Raw genomic sequence first — 26,306 nt, 5'->3', positions numbered from 1 at the left:
AAGATCCGCAGGCCAGTGCTCCGTCACTGCAGCCCCGGTCCGGCTGCGTGGAGAACAGCATGAATTTCGAAGAACTGAGCGACGACGAGTGGATGCAGGTGTCTTCGCTCGTGTCAGATGAACCTCCAATCAGGCTCAACCGGCGCGGCCGCCCTCGTGCCGAGCCGCGCGTGGTGGCCAATGCCGTCCTGTGGATTCTCACCACCGGTGAGTCGTGGTCGCGTCTGCCCGCGCGTTATCCGTCCGGGCCTACCTGCCGTCGTCGTTTTGAGGAATGGCACAGTAGCGGCACCCTGATCGAGCTGGTCGAGCTGCTCTCGCAGCGCGGCCGCAAGTTCGTTTATGTGCCTCAGCCGGCGCAGGCCGATGCGCAACCCGTTGCAGTCGCAGTCGAGGAAGTCGCCGAGGACGATGGCCAGCCGGCCGTGTTCTGGAAGAGCCCCGAAGCCTGGCAGGCGCCCGCTGCGCTCGCCGACGCGCCGCTTGCCGATCCCATGGAAAGCATGATGCGTCAGCTCGCGGGCGGCGAAGCGGCATTGCCCGTTTCGATCGACGCGCCTGTCGTATCGGCCGCAACGAGTGCAACGACTGTTGCGAGTGCGACGCGTTCGCAGAACGATGCGCCGTTCGCACCGTTCTCGCCTTCCCGCGTGAGCAAGCCGGTTGCGACTCGCGCGATGCCGCGCGACGCGTCGCATCGCAGCGCGCATCCGGCGGGCGGCGTGGTGCAGGTCGCGGAATGGCGCGGCTATACGATGAGCCTCACCGTGCAGCCCGTGCGCAACCGCATGTTCCGCGGGGCCGTGGAAATTCTCAAGGATGGCAAGCGCATCGAGCGCTCGGGCCTGATCGGGCCGCCGTTCCAGGATCGCGAATCCGCCAGGAATTTCGCCTTCGACTGGGCGCGTGAATGGCTCGATCGCGAAGGCATCGCTGAGTCCGCGTCCGGCGTTTCGTGGCCGGGTTCGCATCCGGCCAAACATGCCGCGTCGAAGGGCGCTGCACCGAGCGCTTCGCAAACGGCGCTGCCCGACGTCGCACCGCACGCGCCCATCCAGGCGCCAGGCGTGACGCGCGGCGATCCGTCCAATGCCGCCGCCGCGCGCGCGTTGCCTCCGGCCGTGCCGGGCAGTGTGCGCCTCGCGCCGCTGCAAGCGCCGGTACAGCGTTACACCGCCACGGGCGCACTGCTCACGGGCAGCGAAGCCAATACGACGTCGTCCGGCACCGCCGAGCGACGCACCGATGGCACGACCGGAACGCGCTACCGCACGCTCTCGCGTTGATCTTGCAAGGCCGCGCGCGTGATGCGCGCGGCCTTCCTGCATGGCCGCTACTGCTTTCTTCACTGCCTGCCGTACTGATCGTCGAGACGCACGATATCGTCTTCGCCGAGATACGAGCCCGACTGCACCTCGATGATCTCGAGCGGCATCTTGCCCGGATTTTCCAGTCGATGCGACACGCCAAGGGGGATGTACGCTGACTCGTTCTCCGAAACGATGAAGCGTTCTTCCCCACGCGTGACGAGCGCTGTGCCGCGGACGACGACCCAATGCTCGGCGCGATGGTGATGCATCTGCAGCGAGAGACGTGCGCCCGGTTCGACCACGATCCGCTTGACCTGGAAGCGCTCGCCGCTGTCCACGCTGTCGTAGTGACCCCATGGGCGATGCACGAGGCGGTGCGCCACGGCTTCGGTGCGGCGTTCCTGCTTCAGGCGCTGCACGATCTTCTTGACGTCCTGGGCGCGCGAGCGGTCGGCGACGAGCAGGGCGTCCGGGGTCTCCACGACCACGAGGTCCTTCGTGCCGAGGCAGGCCACGAGCCGGCCGTCAGAATGCGCGAAGGTATCGCTGGCGCCTTCGAACATCACGCGGCCGTGCGCGACGTTGCCTTCGTCGTCCTTCGGCGAAACCTGCCAGACGGTGTCCCATGAACCGAGGTCGGTCCAGCCTGCCGTCAGCGGCACGACTACGCCGCTCGCGACCGTCGGGTCGCCGGAGAGCGGTTCCATCACGGCGTAGTCGATCGAGTTCGAAGGCGAACGTGCGAACGCTTCGCTATCCACGCGGAAGAAGTCGCCGTCGGCCTTGCCGTTCTCGATCGATTCCGCGCATGCGGCGTAGATGGCCGGATGGAAATGGCGAATCGCCTTGAGCCAGGTCGATGCGCGCACGATGAAAATGCCGCTGTTCCACCAGTAGCGCTGCGAAGCGACGTACTGCTGCGCCAGCTCGAAATAGGGCTTTTCGACGAAACCGTTCAGACGCCGCGCACCGTTGGGTTCGCCATTCGCGAGCGGCTCGCCCACGTGAATGTAGCCATAGCCCACTTCGGGATGCGTGGGCACGATGCCCATCGTCACGATCTGGCCATTCGCGGCATGACGCACGCCTTCGGCCACGGCGTTCTGGAACGCTTCGAGGTCGGCAAGCGCATGGTCGGCCGGCATCACCACGAGAATGCCGTCTTCGTGCTTTGCCGCCACCGACATCGCGGCGATCGTGAGCGCGGGCGCCGTATCGCGGCCCACGGGCTCGAGAATCAGACGCGCCTGCTTGCCCGCCGCGCGAACCTGGTCGGCGGTGGTGAATCGATGTTCTTCATTGCAGACGATCAGCAATTCCTCTGCGAGCGTCACGCGCTCGGCGAGCGCATCGAGGCGGCCCGCGGTGTTGGCCAGCAGCGACTGCTCGCCAACGAGGTTGATCATCTGCTTCGGATATTGCTCGCGCGACAATGGCCACAACCGCGAGCCCGCGCCGCCCGCTAGCACTACAGGGCACACCTGCAATGCACTGCGCGTTTCGGCACGCGTCTGGGACGCTTTTGCCGATGCCGTAGCGGAACCCGTATCCGTCATCTCGCTCTCCTGTAAAAGGTATCGGTGATGCGATTTGTAGCATGCTTAAAATCGTCATAAATCGAGTCGTAAAGAAGAAAACGGAAAATATTCGAATTAAATTTAAATCATGCTTCCGTCACAACAGAATTCAGATAAAAAATTCAATAAAAATTCCGTTGCAGGTCGCCGCAATTTCTTGTCGGAACCCAAATTCAGGCGTCATGGCAGGAAAAATCTGCCGGAATGACCGGGTTGTGAACCAATGCAGGCGTGTGTTCCGGTAATCTTTGCCGACAAAAGCCGCGAAAAAATGGCCCGCAAGGGCCGAAACAATTGGAGATACTTTTAAGGCTTGCGGCCAGAATTTTTATCGCGCCTTATTAGGGTTTATTCGGATCAGAATTCGCGACGCCAGACGTTTTTTTGTGGCGACGCAGTCCCAGAAACTTTTGAAGCGACCGGCCATGATTTGCAGTGCGTGGCCGCGATTCATTTTTTAAACCCGAGGTGCCGGACATGCTCAGCGTTCTAGCCAGAATTTTCGACGTTGCCGCCATCGCCGCTGGAGCGCTGCTCGCGGCCGCCTTGCACCGTGGCCAGCTCGTGCCGCTCACCGACGCGGAGAGCGTGGCGCTCGCGTTCAACTGCGTGCTCGCGATCTGGATGTTCCCGGCATTCGGCATCTACAAGTCGTGGCGCGGCAAGTCGCTCTACGCCCTCTTTGCCCGCGTGTGCGCCGCCTGGCTCGCCGTGGAGGGCACGGGCATCCTGCTGAGCTTCAGCCTGCACCGCGCCGATTCGCTCTCGCGCCTGTGGCTCGCGTACTGGGTCGTCGCCTCGGTGGCGCTCCTGATCCTCTCGAAGGCGCTCGTGCACATGGTGCTGCGTGGCATTCGCCGCGAGGGCTACAACCAGAAGGCCGTGGCGGTGGTGGGCGGTCCGCGCTACGGGCGCTTCCTGATCGAACACATGCGCTTTCACCCGGAAGCGGGCTTTCACCCGGCGCTCGTGTTCGACGAGGACAGCGACGCCGATGGCGCCGCCGCAATCGACGGCGTGCCCGTGGAGCGCAACCTGCAGGCGATGCTCGAATTCGTGCGCAAGAACGAAGTGCGCGAGCTGTGGCTCGCCTTGCCGATCACCAAGGAGCGCACGATCCATCGCATCGTCACGGCCTTGCGCAACGACTTCGTGAACATTCGCTTCATTCCGGACGTGCGCAGCCTGTCGTTCTTCAGCCAGCCCGTGGTCGATCTGCTCGGCGTGCCGGCCATCAATCTCGCGGCCTCGCCGGTCACGGATCTGCGCGTACTGCCCAAGCGCGTGTTCGACATCGTGTTCGCGGGCGGCGTGCTGGTCGCGCTCGCGCCGCTGCTGGCCGTGATTGCGCTTGCCGTGAAGCTCACGTCGAAGGGCCCGGTGTTCTTCAAGCAGCGCCGGAAGGGGCTGGATGGCAACGAGTTCGAAATCTACAAGTTCCGCTCGATGAAGGTCCATGCGGAAGTCGCGGGGCAGATCACCCAGGCGCGCCGCAACGATCCGCGTGTGACGCGCGTGGGCGCGTTCCTGCGCCGCACGAGCCTCGACGAGCTGCCGCAGTTCATCAACGTGCTCAAGGGCGAGATGTCGGTGGTGGGGCCGCGCCCGCACGCGCTGGCCCACGACGACATCTACAAGGACCTCGTGCGCGGCTACATGGCGCGCTATCGCATCAAGCCGGGCATCACGGGCTGGGCGCAGGTCAACGGCTTTCGCGGCGAAACCGATCGCGTGGAAAAGATGCGCGACCGCGTGCGCTTCGATCTGCACTACATGCAGCACTGGAGCTTCGCGCTCGACCTGCGCATCGTGGCGATGACCATGTGGAAGGGCTTCGCAGGCCAGAACGCATATTGAGGCGAAGCGAGTGCGCGCGATGCAAATGTGCGCAACGTTTCGCGTGACATGAAGAATCAATCACTTTTGAGGTGGGCATGAATCTGACGATCATTGGCAGCGGTTATGTGGGTCTCGTGACGGGCGCCTGTCTTGCCGACATTGGCAACGACGTGTTTTGCCTCGACGTCGACGAACGCAAGATCGACCTGCTCAATCAGGGCATCGTGCCGATCCACGAGCCGGGCCTGAAGGAAATCATCGAGCGCAATGTGCGCGCGCGCCGGCTGAAGTTCTCGACCGACGTGGAAGCGGCGGTTGCGCACGGCGACGTGCAGTTCATCGCCGTCGGCACGCCGCCCGACGAAGACGGCTCCGCCGACCTGCAATACGTGCTGGCGGCCGCGCGCAACATCGGTCGCCACATGACCGGTTTCAAGGTGGTAGTGGACAAGTCCACGGTGCCGGTGGGCACGGCTGCGCTCGTGCACGACGCGATCGCCTCCGAACTGCGCAAGCGCGGCGAGAGCCACATGTTCTCGGTGGTCTCGAACCCGGAGTTCCTCAAGGAAGGCGCGGCAGTCGAGGACTTCGCGCGGCCCGACCGCATCGTGCTCGGCTGCAACGACGACGTGCCGGGCGAGCGCGCGAAAGAGGTCATGAAGCGCCTGTATGCGCCGTTCAACCGCAATCACGAGCGCACGCTGTACATGGACGTGCATTCGGCCGAATTCACCAAGTACGCGGCCAACGCCATGCTCGCCACGCGCATTTCGTTCATGAACGAACTCGCGAATCTCGCCGACCGCGTCGGCGCCGATATCGAGGCCGTACGCCGCGGCGTGGGCTCGGACCCGCGCATCGGCTACGACTTTCTCTATGCGGGCTGCGGTTATGGCGGCTCGTGCTTCCCGAAAGATGTGAAGGCGCTCATGCGCACTGCCGAGGATTTCGGCGAGCCGCTGCAGATCCTGCGTGCCGTGGAGTCCGTCAATGAAGCGCAGAAGCAGGTGCTCGCCCAGAAGATCGTTACGCGCTTCGGCTCCGACCTCACCGGCCGCACGTTCGGCGTCTGGGGGCTCGCGTTCAAGCCGAACACCGACGACATGCGCGAGGCGCCGAGCCGCACGCTCATCGCCGAATTGCTCGCGCGCGGCGCCACGGTCAAGGCTTACGACCCGGTTGCGACCGCCGAGGCGCAGCGTGTACTCGCGCTTGATCTCGCGCACGCGCCGGAACATCAGGCGCGGCTGTCGTTCGTGAACGACGCGATGGAAGCCGCGAGCGAAGCGGATGCCGTGGTGGTCGCCACCGAATGGAAGGTGTTCAAGGCGCCCGATTTCGAAACGCTGAAGTCGCAGCTGAAGATGCCGATCGTGTTCGACGGCCGCAATCTCTACGAGCCGTCCGCGCTGCAGGAACTCGGCATCGAGTACCACGCCGTGGGCCGTGCGAGCGCGACGCAGGCAAGCCGCGCGCGCGCCGAAATCGCCGCAACGCAGGCAGTGGCCTGAGCGGTGCCGGGCTTCGTGCTTAGCGCCATGTAAAGGAAGGGAGTCACGCGATCATGATCAAGAACGTGCTCATCGTCTGCCACGCCAACGTCTGCCGCTCGCCGGCGGCGGAACAGCTCTTTCGCGAGCGTCTGAGCGAACAGACAGGCTCACGGCCGGATTCGTTTCAATCGGCGGGCCTGCGTGCGCGCGATGGCGACGACATGGACCCCGTGATGCAGTGGCTCCTTGCCGAGCGCGGCGTGAAGGTCGGCGGGCACCAGTCGCGCCGCCTCACCAGCCGCCTCGTGCGCTCCGCAGACCTCGTGCTCGTCACCGAGCGCCGCCAGGTCGCCGCGGTCGAGCGCATTGAACCCACCGCGCGCGGCAAGGTGTACGCGCTCGGTAATTGGGAAAACTCTGATGTCAGCGATCCGCATGGACTCCATGAGTCCGCGTATCGCCAGAGTCTTGAATTGATGGATCGTATGGTTAAGGGATGGTTGAGCCGAATATGCCAATGACAAAACTGAAACTGACGGCGGTGGTCGCGTTGAGCGTCTTCGTTTCCGCGTGCGCGACGGCGCCCGGCAATTATCTCGACACGTCGAGCCTGAAAGAACAGCCGAACAACCAGCCGCAGCAGCAATTCAACGTGACTCTCATCACGCAGCAAGTCGTGCTGCAGCAGGCGCAGGCGGCCGCAGCCCAGCCGAAGGCGCCGCTGCCGCCCTCGAAGTTCTCGAGCGCTGCCGACTACACGTATCACATCGCGCCGCAGGACATTCTTGGCGTGACCGTGTTCGATCACCCCGAGCTGTCGACGCCGCAGGGCTCGACGTTCTCCACGGGCGGCAACACGACGCAGACGGTGGGTCAGGCGCTCACGCAGCCCTATACCAACGCGCTGCCGGGCCAGGCCGACCCGTACGGACAGACCGTGGCCAAGGACGGCACGATCTTCTTCCCGTTCGTGGGCCGCATCATGGCCGCGGGCAAGACGCCCGGCCAGATCCGCGACCAGCTCGCGTCCGGCCTCGGCCCCTATGTGAAGAACCCGCAGGTGGACGTGCGCGTGCTCGCGTACCGCAGCCAGAAGGTGCAGATCACGGGCGACGTGAAGACGCCGGGCCCGCTCTCGATGAGCGACGTGCCGCTCACGCTGGTGGACGCCATCACGCGCTCGGGTGGCACGACCGACAACGCCGACATCAACCGCGTGCGCCTCACGCGCAACGGCAAGCTGTACATCCTCGATGCGAACCGCATGCTCGACGGCGGCGATTCGACTCAGAACGTGCTGCTGCAGGACGGCGACGTCATCAATATTCCGGATCGTTCGGATAGCAGAGTTTTCGTGATGGGCGAAGTGAAGACGCCGCTGCAGACGAACCTGATTCGCGGCGACCTCACGATCGCCGACGCGCTCACCCAGGCGGGCGGCATTCTCGATACCGACGCGAACCCGCGCCAGATCTTCGTGATGCGCGGCATGAAGGACAACCCAACGCAGCCAGAGATCTATCGTCTCGACATGACCAAGCCCGACGCGATCATGCTTTCGTCGCAGTTCCAGCTCAAGCCGCTGGATGTGGTGTACGTGGGCACGGCCGCTTCGACGACCTTCAACCGTGTGTTGCAGCAGGTGCTGCCGACCATCCAGACCGTCTTCTATCTGAAGCAGATCGCGAAGTAAGCACGTGATCGAAAAGCTTCGAAAGAGGACCCAGGAGCAACACCTAAACAACGGGATTGAATCGTGACCATACAAGCCAATAGCCAGGCGGCCCCGGCGGCCCGCACCGAGGAAGAGGACGTCGTCCTCGGCCAGTTGCTGCGCGTCATCATCGACGACATCGGCTGGCTCATCGCGATCGCGGCGGCGGTGATCGCCATGGCCGTGTTCTACTGCTTCATCGCCAAGCCGGTCTATACGGCCGACACCCAGGTTCGCGTGGAGCCTTCCGACTACACGTCGCAGGCCCTCACGCAAACGCAAACCGGCGCGAACATCAGCTCCGGATCGTCGACGGGCAGTCTGCCCACCGACGCCGAGATCCAGATGATCAAGAGCCGCAGTGTCGTCGAGCCGGTGGTGAAGCAGTTCAAGCTGAACACCACCGTCACGCCGGTCATGCTGCCGCTGATCGGCAGCCTGTCCGCGCGTCTCGCGACACCGGGCACGCCGGCGCGTCCGTGGTTCGGGTTGAGCAACTGGCTCAGCAATTTCGCGTGGGGCGGCGAAGTCATCAACATCGACTCGATCGAGGTTACGCCCGAGCTCGAAGGCAAGAAGCTCACGCTCACCGCGCTCGACAACGACCGCTACGTGGTTTCGACCCCGGACGGCGCGCGCCTGCTCGAAGGCGCCGTCGGCCAGGTCGAGCAGGGCGGCGGCGTCAAGCTGCTCGTGAACAAGCTCGTAGCGCGTCCTGGCACCCGCTTCAAGGTCGTGCGCCTGAACGACCTCGACGCGATCAGCGGTTTCCAGAACGCGATCCAGGTTCAGGAGCAGGGCAAGCAAACGGGCGTGATCGACATCTCGCTCGAAGACAACGACCCCGAGCACGCGGCAGCAATCGCCAACGCGGTGGCGCAGTCGTATCTGCGCGAGCACGTGGCGACCAAGCAGGCCGACGCGAGCAAGATGCTCGACTTCCTGCGCAGCGAACAGCCGCGCCTGAAGTCGGACCTCGAGAACGCCGAAGCGGCGCTCACGGCTTATCAAAGCAAGTCGGGCTCGATCAACGCGAGCGACGAAGCGAAGATCTATCTCGACGGCAGCGTGCAGTACGAGCAGCAAATTTCGGCGCTGCAACTGCAGATCGCCTCGCTCCAGCAGCGCTTCGGCGACCAGCACCCGGTGCTGATCGCGGCGCGCCAGCAGCTCGCGCAACTGCAGGGCGAGCGCGCGAAGTACGACACGAAGTTCCGCGACCTGCCGGCCACGGAAGTGAAGGCCGTGCAGCTGCAGCGTGACGCGAAGGTGGCCGAGGACATCTACGTGCTGCTGCTCAACCGCATCCAGGAGCTTTCGGTGCAGCGCGTGGGCACGGGCGGCAACGTGCATATCGTCGATCCGGCCCTGCGCCCCGGCAATCCGTCGAAGCCCAAGAAGCTGCTGATCGTCTCGGCGGCGTCGCTGCTCGGCATCATTCTCGGCACGGGCTTCGTGCTCATGCGCCGCAACATGTTCAAGGGCATCGTCGATCCGGACCAGATCGAGCGCTCGTTCCAGCTGCCGGTGTACGGTCTCGTGCCGCTTTCGCCGGAGCAGCTGGCGCTCGAAAAGCGGGCCCCGGTGCGCGGCGGCACGCGTCTGCGTGAAGTGCTCGCGAACTCGCGCCCGAAGGACCTGACGGTCGAAAGCCTGCGTAGCCTGCGCACCTCGCTGCAGTTCAGCGTGATGGACGCGCGCAATCGCGTCGTCATGCTGACGGGTTCGGTGCCGGGCGTGGGCAAGAGCTTCCTCACCGCGAACCTCGCCGTGCTGCTCGCCCATTCGGGCAAGCGCGTGCTGATGATCGACGGCGACATGCGCCGCGGCGCGCTCGAACGCCATCTGGGCGGCCCCCAGGAAAACGGCTTCTCCGAGCTGCTCTCGGGGCAGATTTCGCTGGACGAGGCGATTCGCGCGACCGAAGTGGACAACCTGCACTTCATGTCGTGCGGCCGCCGTCCGCCCAATCCTTCCGAGCTGCTGATGTCGCCGCGTCTGGGCCAGTACCTCGAAGGCCTGTCGAACCGCTACGACGTGCTGCTCATCGACACGCCGCCGGTGCTCGCCGTGACCGATGCCGCCATCATCGGCGGCCATGCGGGCTCGACGTTCCTCGTGCTGCGCTCGGGCATGCACACCGAAGGCGAAATCGCCGACGCGCTCAAGCGTCTGCGCAATGCCGGCGTGCGCGTGCAGGGCGGCGTGTTCAACGGCGTGCCGGCGCGTACGCGCGGCAACTACGGCTATGGCTACGCGAACGTGCGCGAGTACCTGAGCGCATGACGCAAACGCCCCCATCAAGCACAGCAAAGGAGAACTCGCGATGAAAGTGACCGTGCTCGTGCCGACCTATCGGCGTCCTGACGATCTGTCGCGCTGTCTTTCGGCGCTGCTGCGCCAGCAGCGCGCGCCCGACGAGATCGTGGTGGTGGCGCGTGCCGACGACGAGGCGACGCACGCGTGCCTCGCCGAACACGTCACGCCCCGCGTGCTCAACGTGGAAGTGGCCATCGTCGAGGAGCCGGGGCAGGTGGCGGCGCTCAATCGCGGCATCGAGGCCGCGACGGGCGACGTGATCGCGATTACCGACGACGACGCCGCGCCGCGCGCCGACTGGGTCGCGCGCATTGCGGCGGCCTTCGAGGCCGACCCGAAGCTCGGGGCGCTGGGCGGCCGCGACTGGGTGCATGAAGGCGGCCGCGTGATCGACGGCGAGCGCACGCTGGTGGGCAAGCTGCAGCGCTCGGGCCGCATCATCGGCAACCATCATCTGGGCGCGGGCGGTGCGCGCGAAGTCGACCTGCTCAAGGGTGCGAACATGAGCTATCGACGCGCGGCGATCGGCGACCTGCGCTTCGACCGGCGCCTGCGCGGCACCGGCGCGCAAACGCACAACGACATGGCGTTCAGCCTGAGCGTGAAGCGCGCGGGCTGGAAGCTCGTCTACGACCCGCTCGTGGCGGTCGACCATTACCCCGCGCCGCGCCCGGGCGAAGACCCCCGCAACGCGCAGACGCTCGCCTCGATCCGCAACGCCGCCTACAACCTGCATCTGATCCTGCTCGGCCATCTCACGCCGCTGCGCCGCGAAACCGCCTGGTGGTGGTACGCGCTCGTCGGCACGCGCGTGTATCCGGGCCTCGTGCACACGGGCCTGAGCGCCGTGCGCGGCGATTCCGCGGGCGCGGCGTTCGCACGCTGGCGCGCGGTGCGCGGCGGCGCACGAGAGGCGCGCCGCGCGCTCGTTTGACTGGCGCGGCCAACGACTACAGGGAGGACCCCGAATGAGCAGTACGCAAGTCCACGTCCACCTTTTCTATGGCGCCGATCCGCGCCGCTATCGCAAAGGCGAGAACATCGGCAGCCTGTATGGCTACCACCACGCGGAATCTGCGGAATTCGCCCTCAATTACGCGCAGGACGCGAGCGAAAGCACGCCCATGCGCTTCATGCGGCGTGCGCTGAAGGCCGCGGCCGGTTTCGACTTCATTCACGCCTGGCGCAATCGCCGCGCCATTCTGCAGTCCGACGTCATCTGGACGCACACCGAGCAGGAGCATCTGGCCGTGGCGCTGGTGCTGCTGATGAACGCGAAGAAGGGCGGCGCGCGCCCGCTGCTGCTCGCACAAAGCGTGTGGCTGCTCGACCGTTGGCCCGGCTACGGCGCGCTGCGCCGTGCGATCTACAAGCGGCTGCTCAAGCGTGCCGATCTGCTCACCACGCTCGCGAGCGAGAATGCCGCGCTGTGCGGCGAGTATTTCGGGCGCGAGGCGCGTCACGTGCTCTATGGGCTCAATACCAGCGATTTTCCGCTGCGTCCGCCTGCGCAGTGGACGCCGCATACGCCCGTGCGCGTGGCCGCGATCGGCAACGACCGCGACCGCGACTGGACCACGCTCGTCAGCGCGCTCGGCAACGATTCGCGCTACGAGGTACGTATCGCCACGCGCCGGCGCATGCCAGCATCGGCGCGCGCGGACAACGTCGAGATCGTGCGCGTTTCCGGCATCAAGCAACAGCACGCGCTGTATGACTGGGCGGACATCATCGTCGTGCCGCTGCGTCCCAACACGCATGCTTCGGGCATCACGGTGATGCTGGAAGCCGCGGCGCTCGGCAAGCCGATGATCGCGACGAAGGTCGGTGCGCTCGAAGATTACTTCGACGACAAGGCCGCCTCGTACGTCGAGCCGTTCAACGCACAGCAACTGCGCGACGCGGCGAATGCGCTCGTGGCCGACCCGGCGCGGGCGCTCGCCCAGGCGCGCGAAGCCTGCGAGCAGCTGCGCACGCGCGATCTCACGACTGAGCACTTCGCGCGGCAGCACGCGCAGCTCACGCGCGAGATGCTGCACGAGCGCGACGCGCGCAACGGCGAGTCGATCGCGAGCGAACCCCAAGGCCGGGGCGTCGCCGCGCGCGGGATGTGATCATGGACGTCACGACCGCTATCCCCGCACCCGCGCCGGCGAGCCAGCCGGGCCGCCGCCGCGGCGGCCTGCGCAGCCTGCTCGGCCGCGATACGCTGCCGCCGCTCGCCTTGTGGGTATTCACGGTGCTGCTGATCGGCGCGCACCAGGGCACCGTGCTGACGCTGGCGTTTCCCGTGCTGTCGATCGCGGTGGGATTCTGGCTCTACTTCGTGAACCCGGTGCGCTATATCGGCTTCATGTGGTGGCTGTGGTTCCTGAGCCCCGAAGTGCGGCGCCTCGCCGACTACGGCAAGGGCGGCTTCACGCCCACCAGCCTCATTCAGGTCGCGCCGCTCGCCGTCACGATGATCAGCGGTATTTCGCTGCTGCGCTACTACCCGATCCTCGGGCAGCGGCGCGGTCTGCCGCTCCTGCTCGCGCTGCTCGGCATCGGCTATGGGTTCGTGGTGGGCGTGGTGGGCAGCGGCCCGGCCGCGGCGGTCTATGACCTTGCCAACTGGATCTATCCGTTCCTGATCGGCTTTCACATCATGGTGCTCACGCGCCAGTATCCCGAGTGCAGCAAGACCATCATCAACACCTTCATCTACGGCATGCTCGTGATGGGCGCGTATGGTCTCGTGCAGTTCTTCATCATGCCGCCATGGGATGCGATGTGGATGATCGGCTCGGACATGAACTCGCAGGGCGACCCCGTGCCGCTCGGCGTGCGTGTGTTCAGCACGATGAACTCGTCGGGCCCGTTCGCGTTCGCGATGATGGGCGCGATGGTGTTCGTGATGGCCGCGAAGCATCGGGTGCGCTGGATCGCAGCGGCGTTCGGTTTCTTCTCGTTCGCGCTCTCGCTCGTGCGCTCCACGTGGGGCGGCTGGGCAATCGCCATGGTGATCCAGCTGATGAAGTCGAGCAACAAGGTGCGCATTCGCATCATCGTCAGCGCGATCATGCTGGCGGGCGTGTGCGTGCCGCTGCTCACGTTCGGTCCCGTGGCGGACCGCATGCAGCAGCGTCTGAATACGCTCGTGAACCTGAAGGACGACCAGAGCTACGAGGCGCGTAACCAGTTTTATGCCGACTTCGCGAAGAAGGCCTTCACCGACGTGACGGGCGAGGGTCTCGGCGCCACCGGCGCATCGACCAAGCTTTCCAGTAACAACGGCCAGCTCGGCCAATACGGCAGCTTCGACAGCGGCGTGATGAACATTCCGTTCGTGCTGGGCTGGCCCGGCACGCTGCTCTACATGTCGGGCGTGCTGTGGCTGCTCGTGCGCGCGGTGCGCGTGTCGATGCGTTTTCCCGAGGACCGCTACGTGTGCGCGTGCCTGAGCCTCGCGATATCGATCTTCGCCATGCTCGTATTCACCAACTCGCTCGTGGGTACCGGCGGCCTGCTGCTCTTTTCGAGCGTGTTTTCCATTCTCAGCGCGGGGCATTGGGCGAAGCTGCAACGCCGGGCCCCTACCACGGAGGTCTCCGATTGAGAGTCGCAATCGTCACGCATGTCGTGCGCCACAATGACGGCCAGGGCCGCGTCAATCATGAAATCGCGCGCGCCGCGCTCGACGAGGGGTTCGAGGTGACGCTGGTCGCCTCGCATGTCGCGCCGGAGCTGCTTGCCCACCCTAAGGTGAAATGGGTGAATGTGCAACCTTCGCGCGCGTGGCCCACCAACCTGCTGCGCCAGCAGGTATTCGCGGTGAAGAGCGCGCTGTGGCTGCGCCGCAACCGGCGCGCATACGATGTGCTCCATGTGAACGGCTTCATCACCTGGGCGCACGCCGACGTCAACACCGCACACTTCGTGCACGGCGGCTGGGCGCGCAGCAAGTACTACCCGTTCGGTCTCACGCGCGGCGTGTGGTCCGCTTACCAGTTCGTCTACACGCGCGCCAATGCGGTGCTGGAGCGCTGGGCGTATCGGCGCTCGCGCGTGATCGCGGCCGTTTCGCGCAAGGTCGCCGACGAAATTCGCGCGTCGGGCGGCAACCCCGTGGAGCGGCTCGACGTGATCTACAACGGCGTCGATACGCGTGGCTTCTCGGCCGCGAGCGCGGACCGCGCGAAGTTCTCGCTGCCCGCCGACGCGTTCCTGCTGCTCTTCGTGGGCGATCTGCGCACGCCGCGCAAGAACCTCGGCACGGTGCTGCACGCCATGAAGCAGATGCCCGACAACGTGCATCTGGCCGTGGCGGGCTACCTGCCGGGCAGCCCGTATCCCGACCTCGCACGCGAGCTGGGCATCGAGTCGCGGGTGCATTTTCTCGGCCTCGTGCGCGAGATGCCTACGCTCATGCGCTCCGTCGATACCTACGTATTTCCTTCGCGCTACGAAGCAATGAGCCTCTCGCTGCTCGAAGCGATGGCGGCGGGCTTGCCCGTCGTCACCGCGCGTACGGCAGGCGGCGCCGAAATCATCACGTCCGATTGCGGCATCGTGCTCGAAGACCCCGACGACGTGCCCGCGCTCGCCAACGCCGTGAAGACGCTCGCCACCGACACGCCGCGCCGGCTCGCGATGGGCGAGGCGGCGGCGGAACTGGCCACGCAGTTCGGCTGGGCGCGCATGGCCGCGCAGTACATCGCGCTCTACCGGCAACTGGCCGGCGACGCGAGCGAGGCCGTACGCCGCGAAGAACCCGCGTTCGCTGCTGCGACGCTGCCGGGCGGTCAAACGCTCCAGCGCGCAGAGACCCCCCGATAACCGCATACGTGCAGAATAAGGACACGCGATGACCACACAATCCATTCAATCGCTGCAGATCGGCATGCACTGGTTTCCCGAGCGCGCAGGCGGCCTCGACCGCATGTACTACTCGCTCGTCGGCGCGCTGCCCGGCGCGGGCGTGCGCGTGCGCGGCGTCGTGGCCGGCTCGCCCAAGGTGGCCCAGGACAGCGGCGGCGCGATTCACGGCTTCGGCTCCGCTTCGCGCTCGCTGCCGTTTCGCCTCATGGACGCGCGCCGTGCGCTGCGCAGCGAGATTCGCCGCCACCGCCCCGACGTGATTTCCTCGCACTTCGCGCTGTACACCTTCCCCGGGCTCGACGTCACGCGCGGCATTCCGCAGGTTTCGCACTTCCAGGGCCCGTGGGCCGACGAAAGTTTCGTGGAAGGTGCGGCCACGCTGAGCCAGCGCATCAAGCACTCGCTGGAGCAGTCGGTGTATGAGCGCTCCTCGCGGCTCATCGTGCTGTCGAAGGCGTTTGGCGACATTCTCACGCGCCGCTACGCTATTTCGCCCGAGCGCGTGCGCATCGTGCCGGGCTGCGTGGATACGGCGCATTTCGACCCGGCCTGCACGACGGCGGAAGCGCGCCTGAAGCTCCAGTTGCCGCAAGGCCGCCCGATCATCCTCGCCGTGCGCCGCCTCGTGCGCCGCATGGGCCTCGAAGACCTGATCGACGCGATCAAGATGGTGAAGCAACGCCACCCGGACGTGCTCCTGCTGATCGCGGGGCGAGGCCGTCTGGAGTCCGAACTTCAGCAGCGTATCGACGAAGCAGGGTTGGCTGACAACGTGAAGCTGCTCGGTTTCGTGCCCGACGCGCACCTGCCCTCGCTCTATCGCGCGGCCACGCTGAGCGTGGTGCCGACAGTGGCGCTGGAGGGTTTCGGCCTGATCACGGTGGAGTCGCTTTCCGCGGGTACGCCGGTTCTGGTGACGCCCGTGGGCGGTCTGCCGGAGGCGGTGGCGGGTCTGTCGCAAGATCTCGTGCTGCCGAGCACGGGCGCGAACGCGATCGCCGATGGCATCGACGGCGCGCTTTCGGGCCGCATCAAGCTGCCGGATGAAGAGGCATGCAAGGCGTACGCGCGCGAGCACTTCGACAACGCCGTGATCGCGAAGCGCGTGGCCGGTGTGTACGCGGAAGCCATCGCCGCTCACTGAAGCGAGTCGATCGACCAAAAGAAAACCGCCGCTCGGGAGAGCGGCGGTTTATTTGTAGAGCAAGAGGAAGCAAGCAGCGCTATTGCGTTTCGACTACGCGTTCGCGGGCCTCTTCGTACATCCAGCGCAAGGTTTCTTCGAGGTGTTTGCGCGAGCTGTCGCCAACGATGGAACGCAGCTTCGCATTCGACCCGATCAGCTGACGCACTTCGTTGGCGCGCACGAACCGCGGATCGACATGCACCTCGATCTCGTAGCCGGCGATGCGCGCGAGCATGTCGAGCAGCGCACCAAGCGTCTGACCGCTGCCCGAGCAGACGTTGACGGTGGTGCCGCGCGGCGCGACTTCGACGAGCCGCGCATAGGCGTTCACCACGTCGCGCACATCGGAGAAGTCGCGGGCCACGTGCAGGTTGCCGAGCGAGATCTCTTTTTCGCCGCGTGCGTAGTGCTCGACGATCTTCGGGATCAGGAAGTCCGGCGACTGGCCTACGCCCGTGTAGTTGAACGGGCGCGCGATGATGATCGGCAACTGCGCCTGAAAACGCCTCGCGACGTATTCCATCGCGAGCTTGCTGACCGCGTAGTCGTTGGCGGGTTGGGGATCGACCTGTTCGTCGATCACGCCGTTCGTGGCGTTGCCGTAGACGTTCGCGCTGCTGGCCAGCAAGACGGCGCGCGGCACGTGCTTTTGCTGCGCGAGCGCCTCGAGCAGATTGCGGGTGCCGACGACGTTCACGACGTAGGTGCGCGCCACGTCGCTGTCGGCCACGTGGGCCACTGCGGCGAGATGCACGACCACGTCGGGCTGCACGGTTTCGAGCGCATGGGCGATCGCGGCGCGGTCGAGCAAGTCCGCCTCGATTGCGGTGGCGCCGAACGGGAAAGCTTCCGCGTCCAGCGATTCGCCCGTCCGCACGGTGCCCCACACGCGGTAGCCGTCCGCCGCGAGGCGAGCGGCCATATAGCGGCCCGTAAAGCCGCCAATGCCCGTGATGAGCGCGCGCGGACGGCTAGCGGGCTCAGAATGTGTCATGGCGTTCGTTACGCGCAAGGTCGGCCGTGACCATCATCTGGCAGAGCTGCTCGAGCGAAGTCTGCGGTTTCCAGCCGAGTTTCTCCTGCGCCTTGGTCGCGTCACCGATGAGCAGATCGACTTCGGCGGGGCGGTAGTAGCGCGGGCTCACGCGCACGAGCGTGCGGCCCGTGGCGACGCAGATGCCGGTTTCGCGCTCGCCCTTGCCCGACCATTCGAGCTGGAAACCGGCGGCGGCGAAGGCCATCTTCACGAAGTCGCGCACGGTTTCGGTGCGGCCCGTGGCGAGCACGTAGGTGTCGGGCTCGTCGGCCTGCAGCATGCGCCACATGCCCTCGACGTATTCGGAGGCGTAGCCCCAGTCGCGCTTGGCGTCGAGGTTGCCGAGTTCGAGCATGTTCAGCTTGCCGAGCTTGATCTTGGCGACACTGTCGGTGATCTTGCGCGTGACGAACTCGCGCCCGCGCAGCGGCGACTCGTGGTTGAAGAGAATGCCGCTCGTCGCGAAGATGTCGTAGGACTCGCGGTAGTTGACCGTGGACCAGTGCGCGAACAGCTTGGCCACGCCATAGGGGCTGCGCGGATAGAACGGCGTGTCCTCGCATTGCGGAATGGCCTGGACCTTGCCGAACATTTCGGAGGTCGAAGCCTGGTAGAAACGCGCCTTCGGATTCACGACGCGAATCGCTTCGAGCATGTTCAGCACGCCGATGCCGGTGACTTCGGCGGTCGTGGCGGGCTGGTCGAACGACACGCCCACGAAGCTCTGGGCGGCGAGGTTGTAGACCTCCTGCGCCTGGGCGCGTTCGACGAGGCGCAGGGTCGAGCCCGCGTCCGTGAGGTCGTGTTCGACGAGGTCGAGCGACGGATGGTCGAGGATCCCCAGCTCGTTCATGCGCCAGAAGTTGACGGAACTGGTGCGGCGATAGGTGCCCGTGACGTTGTAGCCCTTGTCGAGCAGAAGACGCGTGAGGTAGGCGCCGTCCTGGCCGGAAACACCGGTGATGATCGCTTTGCGACGTTCGTTCATGTGATGTGCCTTTGAAGTATCGAACGGGATTCAGGAATTACGACTGCGGGCTCGACTGGCTCACGCGCGCGGTGAGGTCGACCGGCTCAACCGCTGGGCGGCGGCGCGGACCGCGCGTGAGGCGGCGCTCGAAGAGAAACCAGCTCGCGCTCGCATAAGCGAGCGTGAGGACGAGCGCAATCGCGGCGCTCTGGATGCGGCCGTAATGGAGCGGCCACACGGCATAGAGAATCGTGAGATGAATGAGGTAGATCGTGTAGCTGATCGTGCCGATATACACGAGCACCGGGTTGGACAGCAGGCGCCGCACGATGCCTTTCGACTGCAGCGCGAACACGACGATGGAGGTGCAGAGCACGAGCGAAACGCTATAGAGCATGGCGTTGGAGAGCGGCGTGTTCATGCCTCGAAAGCGCGGGTAGTGCAGGTGCAGCCAGGCCAGCACGCCGAGCGCCGCGAAAAAGAGCACGGCGGCGGGCCATTTGAAGGGCTCGAGCGCATTGCGGTCGCGGCGCACGAGCACGGCGAGCAGCGCGCCGGCGGCCAGCAAATCCATGCGGAACGGCGTGAGGTAGTAAATGGGCCAGTACGAGTCGAACCACGGGGTCGCGACGGCGCGCAGCACGGGTACGACAAAAATGAGCGCGGCGGCCACGACAGCCATGAGCCGTTGCGGCAGAAGCAGCACGACGAAGGGCCACACGATGTAGAACTGCTCTTCGACGGCGAGCGACCAGAGAATGTTGAGGCTGTCGTGCCCGCTCTGGCCGAGTGCGTCGCCGATATTGGTCGCGAAGAACGCATACCACGGCCAGTAGTGTGCCCAGCCGAAGCCGAACAGCAGCGACGAAACGATGAGCAGCAGCACGTAGGGCGGCAGGATACGGCGCACCCGGCGCGCATAGAAGTAGCTGAAATACGATTGCCCGCGCGCCTTGCGCTCGAGCAGGATGCCGGTGATGAGAAAGCCGCTCAGCACGAAGAACAGGTCGACGCCCATCCACAGCGGCGCGCGCAACGCGTGCTGCGCGAACACGGCGAGCACGGCGAAGGCACGCAGACCGTCCAGCTGAACGATGCGGTGGGAATGGTCGGCGAGGCCTTGTTGACTGACTGGGCGGCTTACGGTCATCGGTTCTCCGGTGGGGTCATGCATGCGCGATTGCTTCGCGATTCATTCTAGAAAGAATTAAATGTTCAAAAAGCCGAAATATATTGATTCTGGATTTTTGAATTTAAATGCCGGAATTTGCGCGATATGAAATACGCATTGCCGAATGGAAAGTGTGGCGGGCGTGCCGAACACCGCGCCGCACGGCTTTTTGGCGTGATATCCGGTGTTCAGGAGTTTATTTCCGGATGACTCAGAAATGGGTCATAAATACTGAATTTTTTTGAATTATTTTCCCTTTTTTGGAGGCGATTTTTCAGCGGATTTGTACGGCATGATCCTGGCAGATTGCCGTCACTTGACCGGAGGAATTGCCTTGCCGTTATCGAATCCCGATCGCCGCTTGCGCAGGACGTTGGCACTGGCCGCGATGTGCACGTTTATCTGCACGTCGTCGGTTCAGACCATCGCCGCGCCGCAACTCAATGTGACGACCTCGTGGATCGGCAATAGCTTTGGCAACGGCCAGGGCACCTGGATGCAAATCAACGTCACGGCCATCGCCGTCACGCCCGAAGGCAAAGTGTTCACCAATGCGCCGTGGGACGAGAGCGGCGCCGAGATCAGCGCGTACCAGGACGGCAAGCCGCTCGGCTTCGCCGGCGGCACGCATGGCTGGGGGGGAGCCGGCGGCAACGCCGTGGCCGTGAATCATCGCTATCTGTATGCAGCGGTCGGCGTGGGCAACGAGAAGGGTCATCTGGTCGGCAGCGGCATCTGGCCTGCGAAGGGCAGCCAGTGGTACGGCATCACGCGCCGGCCGCTCGACGAGCCCAAGCGCGCCGCCGCATTTCAGGCTTCGCCCGATCCGCTCAATCCGCATGCGCAGCTTTCCGCGTCGTTCCTGAAGATCAACGACGTGCCCATGGGCACGCATGCCGACATTGGCGGACTCGCCGCGACGGATTCGACGCTCTATGTGAGCAACACGCCGATGAACCGCATCGAGGTGTACGACGCGAATTCGATGCAGCGCAAGGGACAATGGGACGTGCAGGCGCCGGGCCGCATCGCGCTTGCAGCCGACGGGTCGGTGTGGGTGCTCTCGGGCGCCGAAGCGGGTAAGGGCGCCGCGCATCCGCGCGTCGAGCACTACTCGGCGGACGGCAAGCGCCTCGACGACACGCTCGCGCTGCCCGATGATTCGGTGCCGGTGGATCTCGCGTTCGATCCGCAGCAACGGCTGCTGATCGCCGATAACGGTCCGCGCCAGCAGATCCTCATTTTCACGCGCAACGGCAAGAGGTGGACGCAGAGCGCCACGCTCGGCGAGAGCGGCGGCATTTTTTCGGGCGTCGCGGGGCGGCCGGGGCCGGGCCGCTTCAATGGCCTCACGGGCGTCGGCACCGACGCGCGCGGGAACATCTACGTCTCGACCAACGGCGTCGGGCCGCAGCACGAAGACAACATCGGCGCGGGTCTTGGCGCAACGCTGGAGGCCTATACGCCTGCCGGCAAGCGCCTGTGGAACCTGGAAGGCCTGCTGTTCGTGGACGGCGCGTGGGTGGACCCGCAGCGCCCCGACAGCGTCTACACGGGCAACAAGCGCTTCGAACTCGACTTGTCGAAGCCGCCGGGGCAGGACTGGAAATATGTCGGATTCCTGTCCAATCGTTTCCGCTATCCCGACGATCCCGTTTTCCACACGGACCAGTGGCCGGGCCTTCCAATCGCGCGCGTGTTGAACGGGCACACGTTCCTGTTCCTCACCGACATGTACGCGGACCACCTGAAGATCTACCGCTTCGACGCGCAGCGCGACGGCGAGACCGCGATTCCCTCCGGCTTCATTGCGGGCCGCGGCCGCGGGGTGCAGAACGTGCCGAACGCGCCGCCGCCCGGCGGCGACTGGATCTGGCGCGATGCGAACGGAAACGGTGCCTTCGACGCCGACGAATTCACGCGCAATCCGGGCCGCGACCATCTGGCAGGCGGGTGGGGCTGGTGGATCGACACGCGCGGCGACATCTGGCGCGCGCGCGACGACAAGGGCATCTGGCGCTTCCGCTATGGCGGGCTCGACGCGAAGGGCAATCCGATCTACTCGTACGACAAGCTCGACAAATACGCGGTCCCCGCGCCGTTCACCGAAGTGCATCGCGCGATCTACGAGCCGCAGACCGACACGCTCTACGTGACGGGCTATACGGCCGATGCGCCGCACGATCCGGGCTTCTGGAAGGAAGCGGGGCGCGTGCTGGTGCGCTACGACAAGTGGTCGAGCGGCCACCCCGAGCAGCACTACATGCTGCGCCTGCCGTGGGACCCGAAAGCGAAACCGCCCGTCACGCCCGCGGGGCTCACGGTGGAAGGCCAGTACGTGTTCGTGGTCGAGCCCGCGGGCAACGTCCATGTGTACGACAAGGACAGTGCGAAGGAGATCGGCACCTGCGGCCCGGGCGCCGAAGTGGGCAATACCTCGGGCTGGGTCGACGTGCCGTTCGGCATCACCGCGCATCGCGAAGCGAACGGCGAATACCTCGTGTTCGTCGAGGAAGACGCGCGCGGCAAGGTGCTCATGTACCGCTGGAAACCGGCCTGACCCGCTACGGGCCCCGCAACTGGATACCCAATGGATAAAGGCATACTGCGCAACGTCGCAATCAATCTGTTCGGTCTCGTGCTGCCGACCTTCGTGTCGCTCGTCACGGTGCCTTCCTACATCCGCCTGCTCGGTGTCGAGCGCTACGGCGTGATCGCGCTCGTCTGGACGCTGATCGGCTACTTCAGCGTGCTCGACCTCGGCATGAGCATGGCCGCGCAGAACCAGATCTCGAAGGCGTATGCGTCGAAAGACGCCGACGCCTGCGAGCGTGTGTTCTGGAGCGCGTTCTGGCTGAACTTCACGACCGGCGCGATTGGCGGCCTGCTGATCTATTCGGGCGGCGCGCTTTATACCGCGTATTTCACGCACGTCACGCCCGAGTTGCGGCACGAAGTCTATCTCGCGCTGCCCTGGCTCGCCGTGGCGATTCCGGTGGCGAACGTCTCGTGGGTGTTCGCGGGTGCGATCAACGGCGCGGAGCGCTTCGGCATCTACAACACGAACCAGACGCTCGGCACGTTCCTGTTCCAGCTGCTGCCGCTTGCCGCTGCCTGGGCGTACGAGCCGAATCTGCAGACCGTGCTGGCCGCCGCCGTATTCGCGCGTCTGGCCGCCGCGATCCTGCTCGGCCGCTCGGCGCTGCGCGTGCTCGGCATTCGCAAGGTGCGCGGGCCGCGCCTCGATACGTCGAAGGCGCTCTTCAATTTCGGCGGCTGGATGCTGGTCGCGAGCATCACGACGATGGTCGCGGACTCGCTCGACCGCATGATGCTGGGCGCGGGCCTCGGTGCGCGCTTCGTCACGTATTACACCGTGCCGCAGAACCTCGTCACGCGCCTGAACATGGTGCCCAATGCGCTCGTGCGCACGCTGTTTCCGCGCCTGTCCGCGCTGGGCCGCGAGCATGCCGATGAAATCGCCGCGCAGTCGCTGCAGTTTCTCAATGCCGTGTTCACGCCGATCGCCATCGGCGCGATCGTGGTGCTCCAGCCCTTCCTGCATGCGTGGGTCGGGCCCGTGATCGCCGCGCATGGCGCACCGGTTGGGCGCGTGCTGATCATCGCCGTGTGGCTCGTCGGGCAGGCGGGCGTCACGCGCATTCTCATCCAGTCGCAAAACAATCCTGCCGCCGCCGCGCGCGTGGGGCTCGTGGAACTGCCGCTCTTTGCCGGTCTGCTATGGCTCGGCATTTCGCGCTTCGGCTTGCCGGGCGCGGCCGCCGCCGTGCTGTTTCGCGCACTGTTCGACTACGTCGTACTGCTGTGGCTTTCGCGCATTCATAGCCGCACGATCATCGTCGATATGTTCGCTCACCTGAGTTTTCTCGCCGCTGCGCTCGCTCTTGCGTGGTGGCTGCCGGACGCGCTGTACGCAATCGGCGCCGGTGTCGTGCTCGCACTTGCCAACGTGGTGTGGTCGGTTGCGACCACGCCGATGCTGCGCGGCTACGCCCGTTCCCTTCTCTTTCGACTGAATTCACGGAAAAGCGCATGAGTCACGAACTGATCGACGAAGCGGCGCCGTCCGAAAGCGCTGCCGCGCCCCTTCAACGGCGCGACGCCACCAAACCGCGACGCTCCGAAACGGGCGCCGTCATGCCGCTGCGGCCACTGCGGCCCGCCCTCGCCGCAGGCCGTGCGCCGCGCGTGGCCATCGTGCACGACTGGCTCGTGACCTACGCGGGCGCGGAGCGGGTGCTCGAGCAGATCCTCGCCTGCTTTCCGGATGCAGACCTGTTCTCGGTCGTCGATTTCGTCGATGCGAAAGACCGCACGTTCTTGCGCGGCAAGCGCGCGACGACCTCGTTCATCCAGAAGCTGCCGGGCGCGCGCAAGCGTTATCGCGCGTACCTGCCGTTCATGCCGCTCGCCATCGAGCAGCTCGACGTGTCGGGCTACGACGTGGTGATTTCGAGCAGCCATGCGGTGGCCAAGGGCGTGCTCACGGGACCGGACCAGTTCCATATCAGCTACGTGCATTCGCCGATCCGCTATGCGTGGGATCTCCAGCATCAGTACCTGCAGGAGTCGAGCCTCACGCGCGGGCCGAAGTCGATGCTCGCGCGCCTGATCCTGCACTACATCCGCAACTGGGACGTGCGCACTGCGAATTCGGTGGACCAGTTCGTCGCCAACTCGGAGTTCATTGCGCGACGCATTCAGAAGGTGTATCAGCGCCAGGCCGAGGTGGTCTATCCGCCCGTGGATATCGACGCGTTCGAGCTGGAAACCACTAAAGACGACTTCTATTTGACGGCCTCGCGGCTCGTGCCGTACAAGAAGATCGACCTGATTGTCGAGGCATTCGCGCGCATGCCCGAGCGGCGCCTCGTGGTGATCGGCGACGGCCCCGACATGCACAAGGTGCGCGCGAAGGCGACGCCCAATGTGGAAGTGCTGGGCTATCAGCCGTTCGCCGTACTGCACGACCGCATGCGCCGCGCCAAGGCGTTCGTGTTCGCAGCGGAAGAAGACTTCGGCATTTCGGTGGTCGAGGCGCAGGCCTGCGGCACGCCCGTGATTGCATTCGGCAAGGGCGGCGCGCTCGAAACGGTGCGCGACACCGGTTCGCGGCCCACGGGCATTTTCTTCGAAGAGCAAAACGCGGACGCGATCATCGACGCCGTCGAGTCGTTCGAAAGCGATCCTGGCCGATTCCGCGCCGAGGATTGCCGCGCGAATGCCGAGCGCTTTTCTTCGCGGCATTTCCGCGAGCAATTCTTCGCGCGCGTGGCGAAAGCGGTGCCGGCGATCGCGCAGGCGGGCTCGGCACACGGCGCAGCGCCGTACGAGATCGAAGCGGACGCAGCGGACGCGCCGCGCGTGCTCGCCATCGACCAGAGCGGCGTGCTGGGCGGCGCCGAGCTATCGCTGCTGGAAGTGGTGAAGGGCTTGCGCTCGCGCATCGACGTGCTGCTCTTCAACGACGGGCCCTTCAGGGAGGCGCTCGACAAAGCCGGCGCGCGCGTGGAGGTGATCGATTCGGGTGCGTTGAACAAGGTGCGCCGCGATGGCGGCACGGCGCCGCGACTGGGCGTGCTTACGGGCATCGCCGCGCTCGTGCGCGAGACGCGCCGCCGCGCGCGCGAAGCCGACGTGCTCTACGCCAACACGCAGCGCGCGATGGTAATCGGCGTGCTTGCGGGCAAGCTCGCGCGCAAGCCGGTGGTCTGGCATTTGCGCGACATTGTTAGCGACGAGCATTTCGGCCGCGTGCAGCGCGCGGTGATCAAGGGCTGCGCGAAGCTGGGGCTCGCGCATGTGATCGCGAACTCGCATGCATCGGCGAAGGTGTTTGCGCAGCTCACGCGCTTCGACGCGAAGCGCATCGACGTGGTGCACAACGGCGTGGATGAATCGCCGTTCCGTGCGCTCGCGCGCGTGCCGCCGGCTCAACTGCGGGTGCAGATCGGGTTGCCCGAGGATGCGTTCCTGGTTGGTGCTTTCAGCCGTCTGGCGCGCTGGAAAGGCCAGCATGTGCTGCTCGAAGCGTTGCTCGACGAGCCGCGTGCGCATGCTGTGTTTGTTGGTGCGCCGCTGTTCGGTGAGGACGCTTACGCTGCCGAGCTGCGTGCATTCGTCGAGGCGAACGGGCTGCAGGAGCGTGTGCATTTTCTCGGCTTCCGGCATGACATTGCGGCTTGTATGCGGGCGGTCGATGTGATCGCGCATACGTCTATTACGCCTGAACCGTTTGGGCGTGTGGTCGTTGAGGGGATGCTGGCGCAAAGGCCCGTGGTTGCTTCTCGCGATGGTGGTGTGACTGAGATCGTCGAGCATGGTGAAAGCGGGCTGCTTTGTACGCCAGGTGATGCCAAGGAACTGGCTGCCACCATCGGCAGGTTGCACGACGACGCGGCGTTGCGGGATCGGCTTGCTGTGCAAGGGCTGGCTACTGCCCGGGAGCGGTTTGGGAAGCAGCAGTATGTCGATGCTGTCGAGCGGGTGCTCGATGGGGTTGTTGCTCGGGGCAAGTAAGTTTTTTTGCTTTTTTTAGGCCTTTTTTCGCGGCTTCTGGCCGCGTTGGCCTTTCCTTGTGTTCGCGTCGGTATGCAAGTGTTGCCCCTGTGCGGGGCGGCACCTACTTTCTTTGCGGCGGCAAAGAAAGTAGGCAAAGAAAGCCGCTCAAACCGCCAGCGCCCGCCACAGTTCACATCTCGACGTAAATGGTGAATGGCTCCGGAGCGTCTGTCACCTCGCACCTTCAAAGGTAGTGACAAGGCGCTCATCCTTCCGGCGGCGCTGCGCGCGCCGAAGGGCATAACCGAA

The 26,306-nt window shown here is 65.2% G+C and carries 18 protein-coding genes; 14 read left to right on the top strand and 4 right to left on the bottom strand.

All coding sequences use genetic code 11. The features are described from left to right. Positions 1 to 59: 59 nt before the first annotated feature. On the top strand, positions 60 to 1,286 hold the full coding sequence (locus AB3X99_RS39215; RefSeq protein WP_342947149.1) for a transposase: 1,227 nt from the start codon (positions 60 to 62) through the stop codon (positions 1,284 to 1,286). A gap of 59 nt (positions 1,287 to 1,345) precedes the next feature. Here the strand turns inward: AB3X99_RS39215 and AB3X99_RS39210 are convergent, their stop codons facing one another. Further along, positions 1,346 to 2,866: a mannose-1-phosphate guanylyltransferase/mannose-6-phosphate isomerase gene (locus AB3X99_RS39210; protein ID WP_342947150.1), complete on the bottom strand. Its 1,521-nt coding sequence runs from the start codon at positions 2,864 to 2,866 to the stop codon at positions 1,346 to 1,348. A 498-nt stretch (positions 2,867 to 3,364) separates the two neighbouring features. Between AB3X99_RS39210 and AB3X99_RS39205 the strand changes: the two genes are divergently transcribed. The 10 genes from AB3X99_RS39205 to AB3X99_RS39160 all read left to right on the top strand — a co-directional run bounded on the left by AB3X99_RS39205 (position 3,365) and on the right by AB3X99_RS39160 (position 16,256). Further along, entirely contained in the window at positions 3,365 to 4,744 is a 1,380-nt protein-coding gene (locus tag AB3X99_RS39205; protein ID WP_069266051.1) for an undecaprenyl-phosphate glucose phosphotransferase, read from the top strand. A 77-nt stretch (positions 4,745 to 4,821) separates the two neighbouring features. Next, positions 4,822 to 6,237, top strand: coding sequence for a UDP-glucose/GDP-mannose dehydrogenase family protein (locus AB3X99_RS39200; protein WP_368661865.1), 1,416 nt, complete (start codon positions 4,822 to 4,824; stop codon positions 6,235 to 6,237). 53 nt (positions 6,238 to 6,290) lie between these two features. Beyond that, positions 6,291 to 6,740: an exopolysaccharide biosynthesis protein gene (locus AB3X99_RS39195; RefSeq protein ID WP_069266049.1), complete on the top strand. Its 450-nt coding sequence runs from the start codon at positions 6,291 to 6,293 to the stop codon at positions 6,738 to 6,740. Next, positions 6,737 to 7,912 (top strand): polysaccharide biosynthesis/export family protein, encoded by a 1,176-nt coding sequence (locus AB3X99_RS39190; protein WP_368661864.1) that lies wholly within the window; start codon positions 6,737 to 6,739, stop codon positions 7,910 to 7,912. The genes AB3X99_RS39195 and AB3X99_RS39190 overlap by 4 nt, the downstream gene beginning before the upstream one ends. 60 nt (positions 7,913 to 7,972) lie before the next feature. Continuing rightward, the gene (locus AB3X99_RS39185; protein ID WP_342947192.1) at positions 7,973 to 10,219 is read left to right on the top strand and encodes a polysaccharide biosynthesis tyrosine autokinase; all 2,247 of its coding nucleotides are present in this window, start codon (positions 7,973 to 7,975) and stop codon (positions 10,217 to 10,219) included. Positions 10,220 to 10,259: 40 nt separating this feature from the next. Further along, on the top strand, positions 10,260 to 11,186 hold the full coding sequence (locus AB3X99_RS39180) for a glycosyltransferase family 2 protein (RefSeq protein ID WP_069266046.1): 927 nt from the start codon (positions 10,260 to 10,262) through the stop codon (positions 11,184 to 11,186). A 34-nt stretch (positions 11,187 to 11,220) separates the two neighbouring features. Beyond that, positions 11,221 to 12,366, top strand: a complete 1,146-nt coding sequence (locus AB3X99_RS39175) for a glycosyltransferase (protein ID WP_368661863.1) — start codon at positions 11,221 to 11,223, stop codon at positions 12,364 to 12,366. A gap of 2 nt (positions 12,367 to 12,368) precedes the next feature. Next, on the top strand, positions 12,369 to 13,850 hold the full coding sequence (locus tag AB3X99_RS39170) for a glucose-6-phosphate isomerase (protein WP_368661862.1): 1,482 nt from the start codon (positions 12,369 to 12,371) through the stop codon (positions 13,848 to 13,850). Next, positions 13,847 to 15,070 carry a glycosyltransferase family 4 protein gene (locus tag AB3X99_RS39165; RefSeq protein ID WP_368661861.1) on the top strand — a complete coding sequence of 408 codons (1,224 nt, stop codon included), beginning with the start codon at positions 13,847 to 13,849 and terminating at the stop codon, positions 15,068 to 15,070. The genes AB3X99_RS39170 and AB3X99_RS39165 overlap by 4 nt, the downstream gene beginning before the upstream one ends. A gap of 28 nt (positions 15,071 to 15,098) precedes the next feature. Further along, a complete protein-coding gene (locus AB3X99_RS39160; protein WP_069266043.1) occupies positions 15,099 to 16,256 on the top strand; it encodes a glycosyltransferase family 4 protein in 1,158 nt (385 codons plus the stop codon). Between the two features lie 79 nt (positions 16,257 to 16,335). Here the strand turns inward: AB3X99_RS39160 and AB3X99_RS39155 are convergent, their stop codons facing one another. The 3 genes from AB3X99_RS39155 to AB3X99_RS39145 are packed head-to-tail and all read right to left on the bottom strand — an operon-like array spanning position 16,336 to position 19,454. Next, complete coding sequence (locus AB3X99_RS39155; protein WP_368661860.1) at positions 16,336 to 17,292, bottom strand: GDP-mannose 4,6-dehydratase; 957 nt, start codon at positions 17,290 to 17,292, stop codon at positions 16,336 to 16,338. Next, complete coding sequence (gmd, locus tag AB3X99_RS39150) at positions 17,279 to 18,322, bottom strand: GDP-mannose 4,6-dehydratase (protein WP_069266041.1); 1,044 nt, start codon at positions 18,320 to 18,322, stop codon at positions 17,279 to 17,281. Before gmd ends, AB3X99_RS39155 begins: the two co-directional genes overlap by 14 nt. Before the next feature lie 37 nt (positions 18,323 to 18,359). Continuing rightward, positions 18,360 to 19,454 carry an acyltransferase gene (locus AB3X99_RS39145; RefSeq protein ID WP_069266040.1) on the bottom strand — a complete coding sequence of 365 codons (1,095 nt, stop codon included), beginning with the start codon at positions 19,452 to 19,454 and terminating at the stop codon, positions 18,360 to 18,362. Between the two features lie 409 nt (positions 19,455 to 19,863). Between AB3X99_RS39145 and AB3X99_RS39140 the strand changes: the two genes are divergently transcribed. From AB3X99_RS39140 to AB3X99_RS39130, 3 genes are read left to right on the top strand one after another with little or no spacing between them, the layout of a single operon-like run. Continuing rightward, a complete protein-coding gene (locus AB3X99_RS39140; RefSeq protein WP_368661873.1) occupies positions 19,864 to 22,035 on the top strand; it encodes a hypothetical protein in 2,172 nt (723 codons plus the stop codon). A gap of 30 nt (positions 22,036 to 22,065) precedes the next feature. Beyond that, entirely contained in the window at positions 22,066 to 23,532 is a 1,467-nt protein-coding gene (locus tag AB3X99_RS39135) for a flippase (RefSeq protein ID WP_069266039.1), read from the top strand. Further along, complete coding sequence (locus AB3X99_RS39130) at positions 23,529 to 26,015, top strand: glycosyltransferase family 4 protein (RefSeq protein WP_368661859.1); 2,487 nt, start codon at positions 23,529 to 23,531, stop codon at positions 26,013 to 26,015. Before AB3X99_RS39135 ends, AB3X99_RS39130 begins: the two co-directional genes overlap by 4 nt. Positions 26,016 to 26,306 lie beyond the last annotated feature (291 nt).

The organism is Paraburkholderia sp. BR10882 (assembly GCF_040948855.1).
GTDB classification, from domain to species: Bacteria; Pseudomonadota; Gammaproteobacteria; order Burkholderiales; family Burkholderiaceae; genus Paraburkholderia; species Paraburkholderia nodosa_A.
The sequence above is the reverse complement of the archived record's forward strand: the minus strand, read 5'-3'. Positions and strand labels throughout refer to the sequence as shown.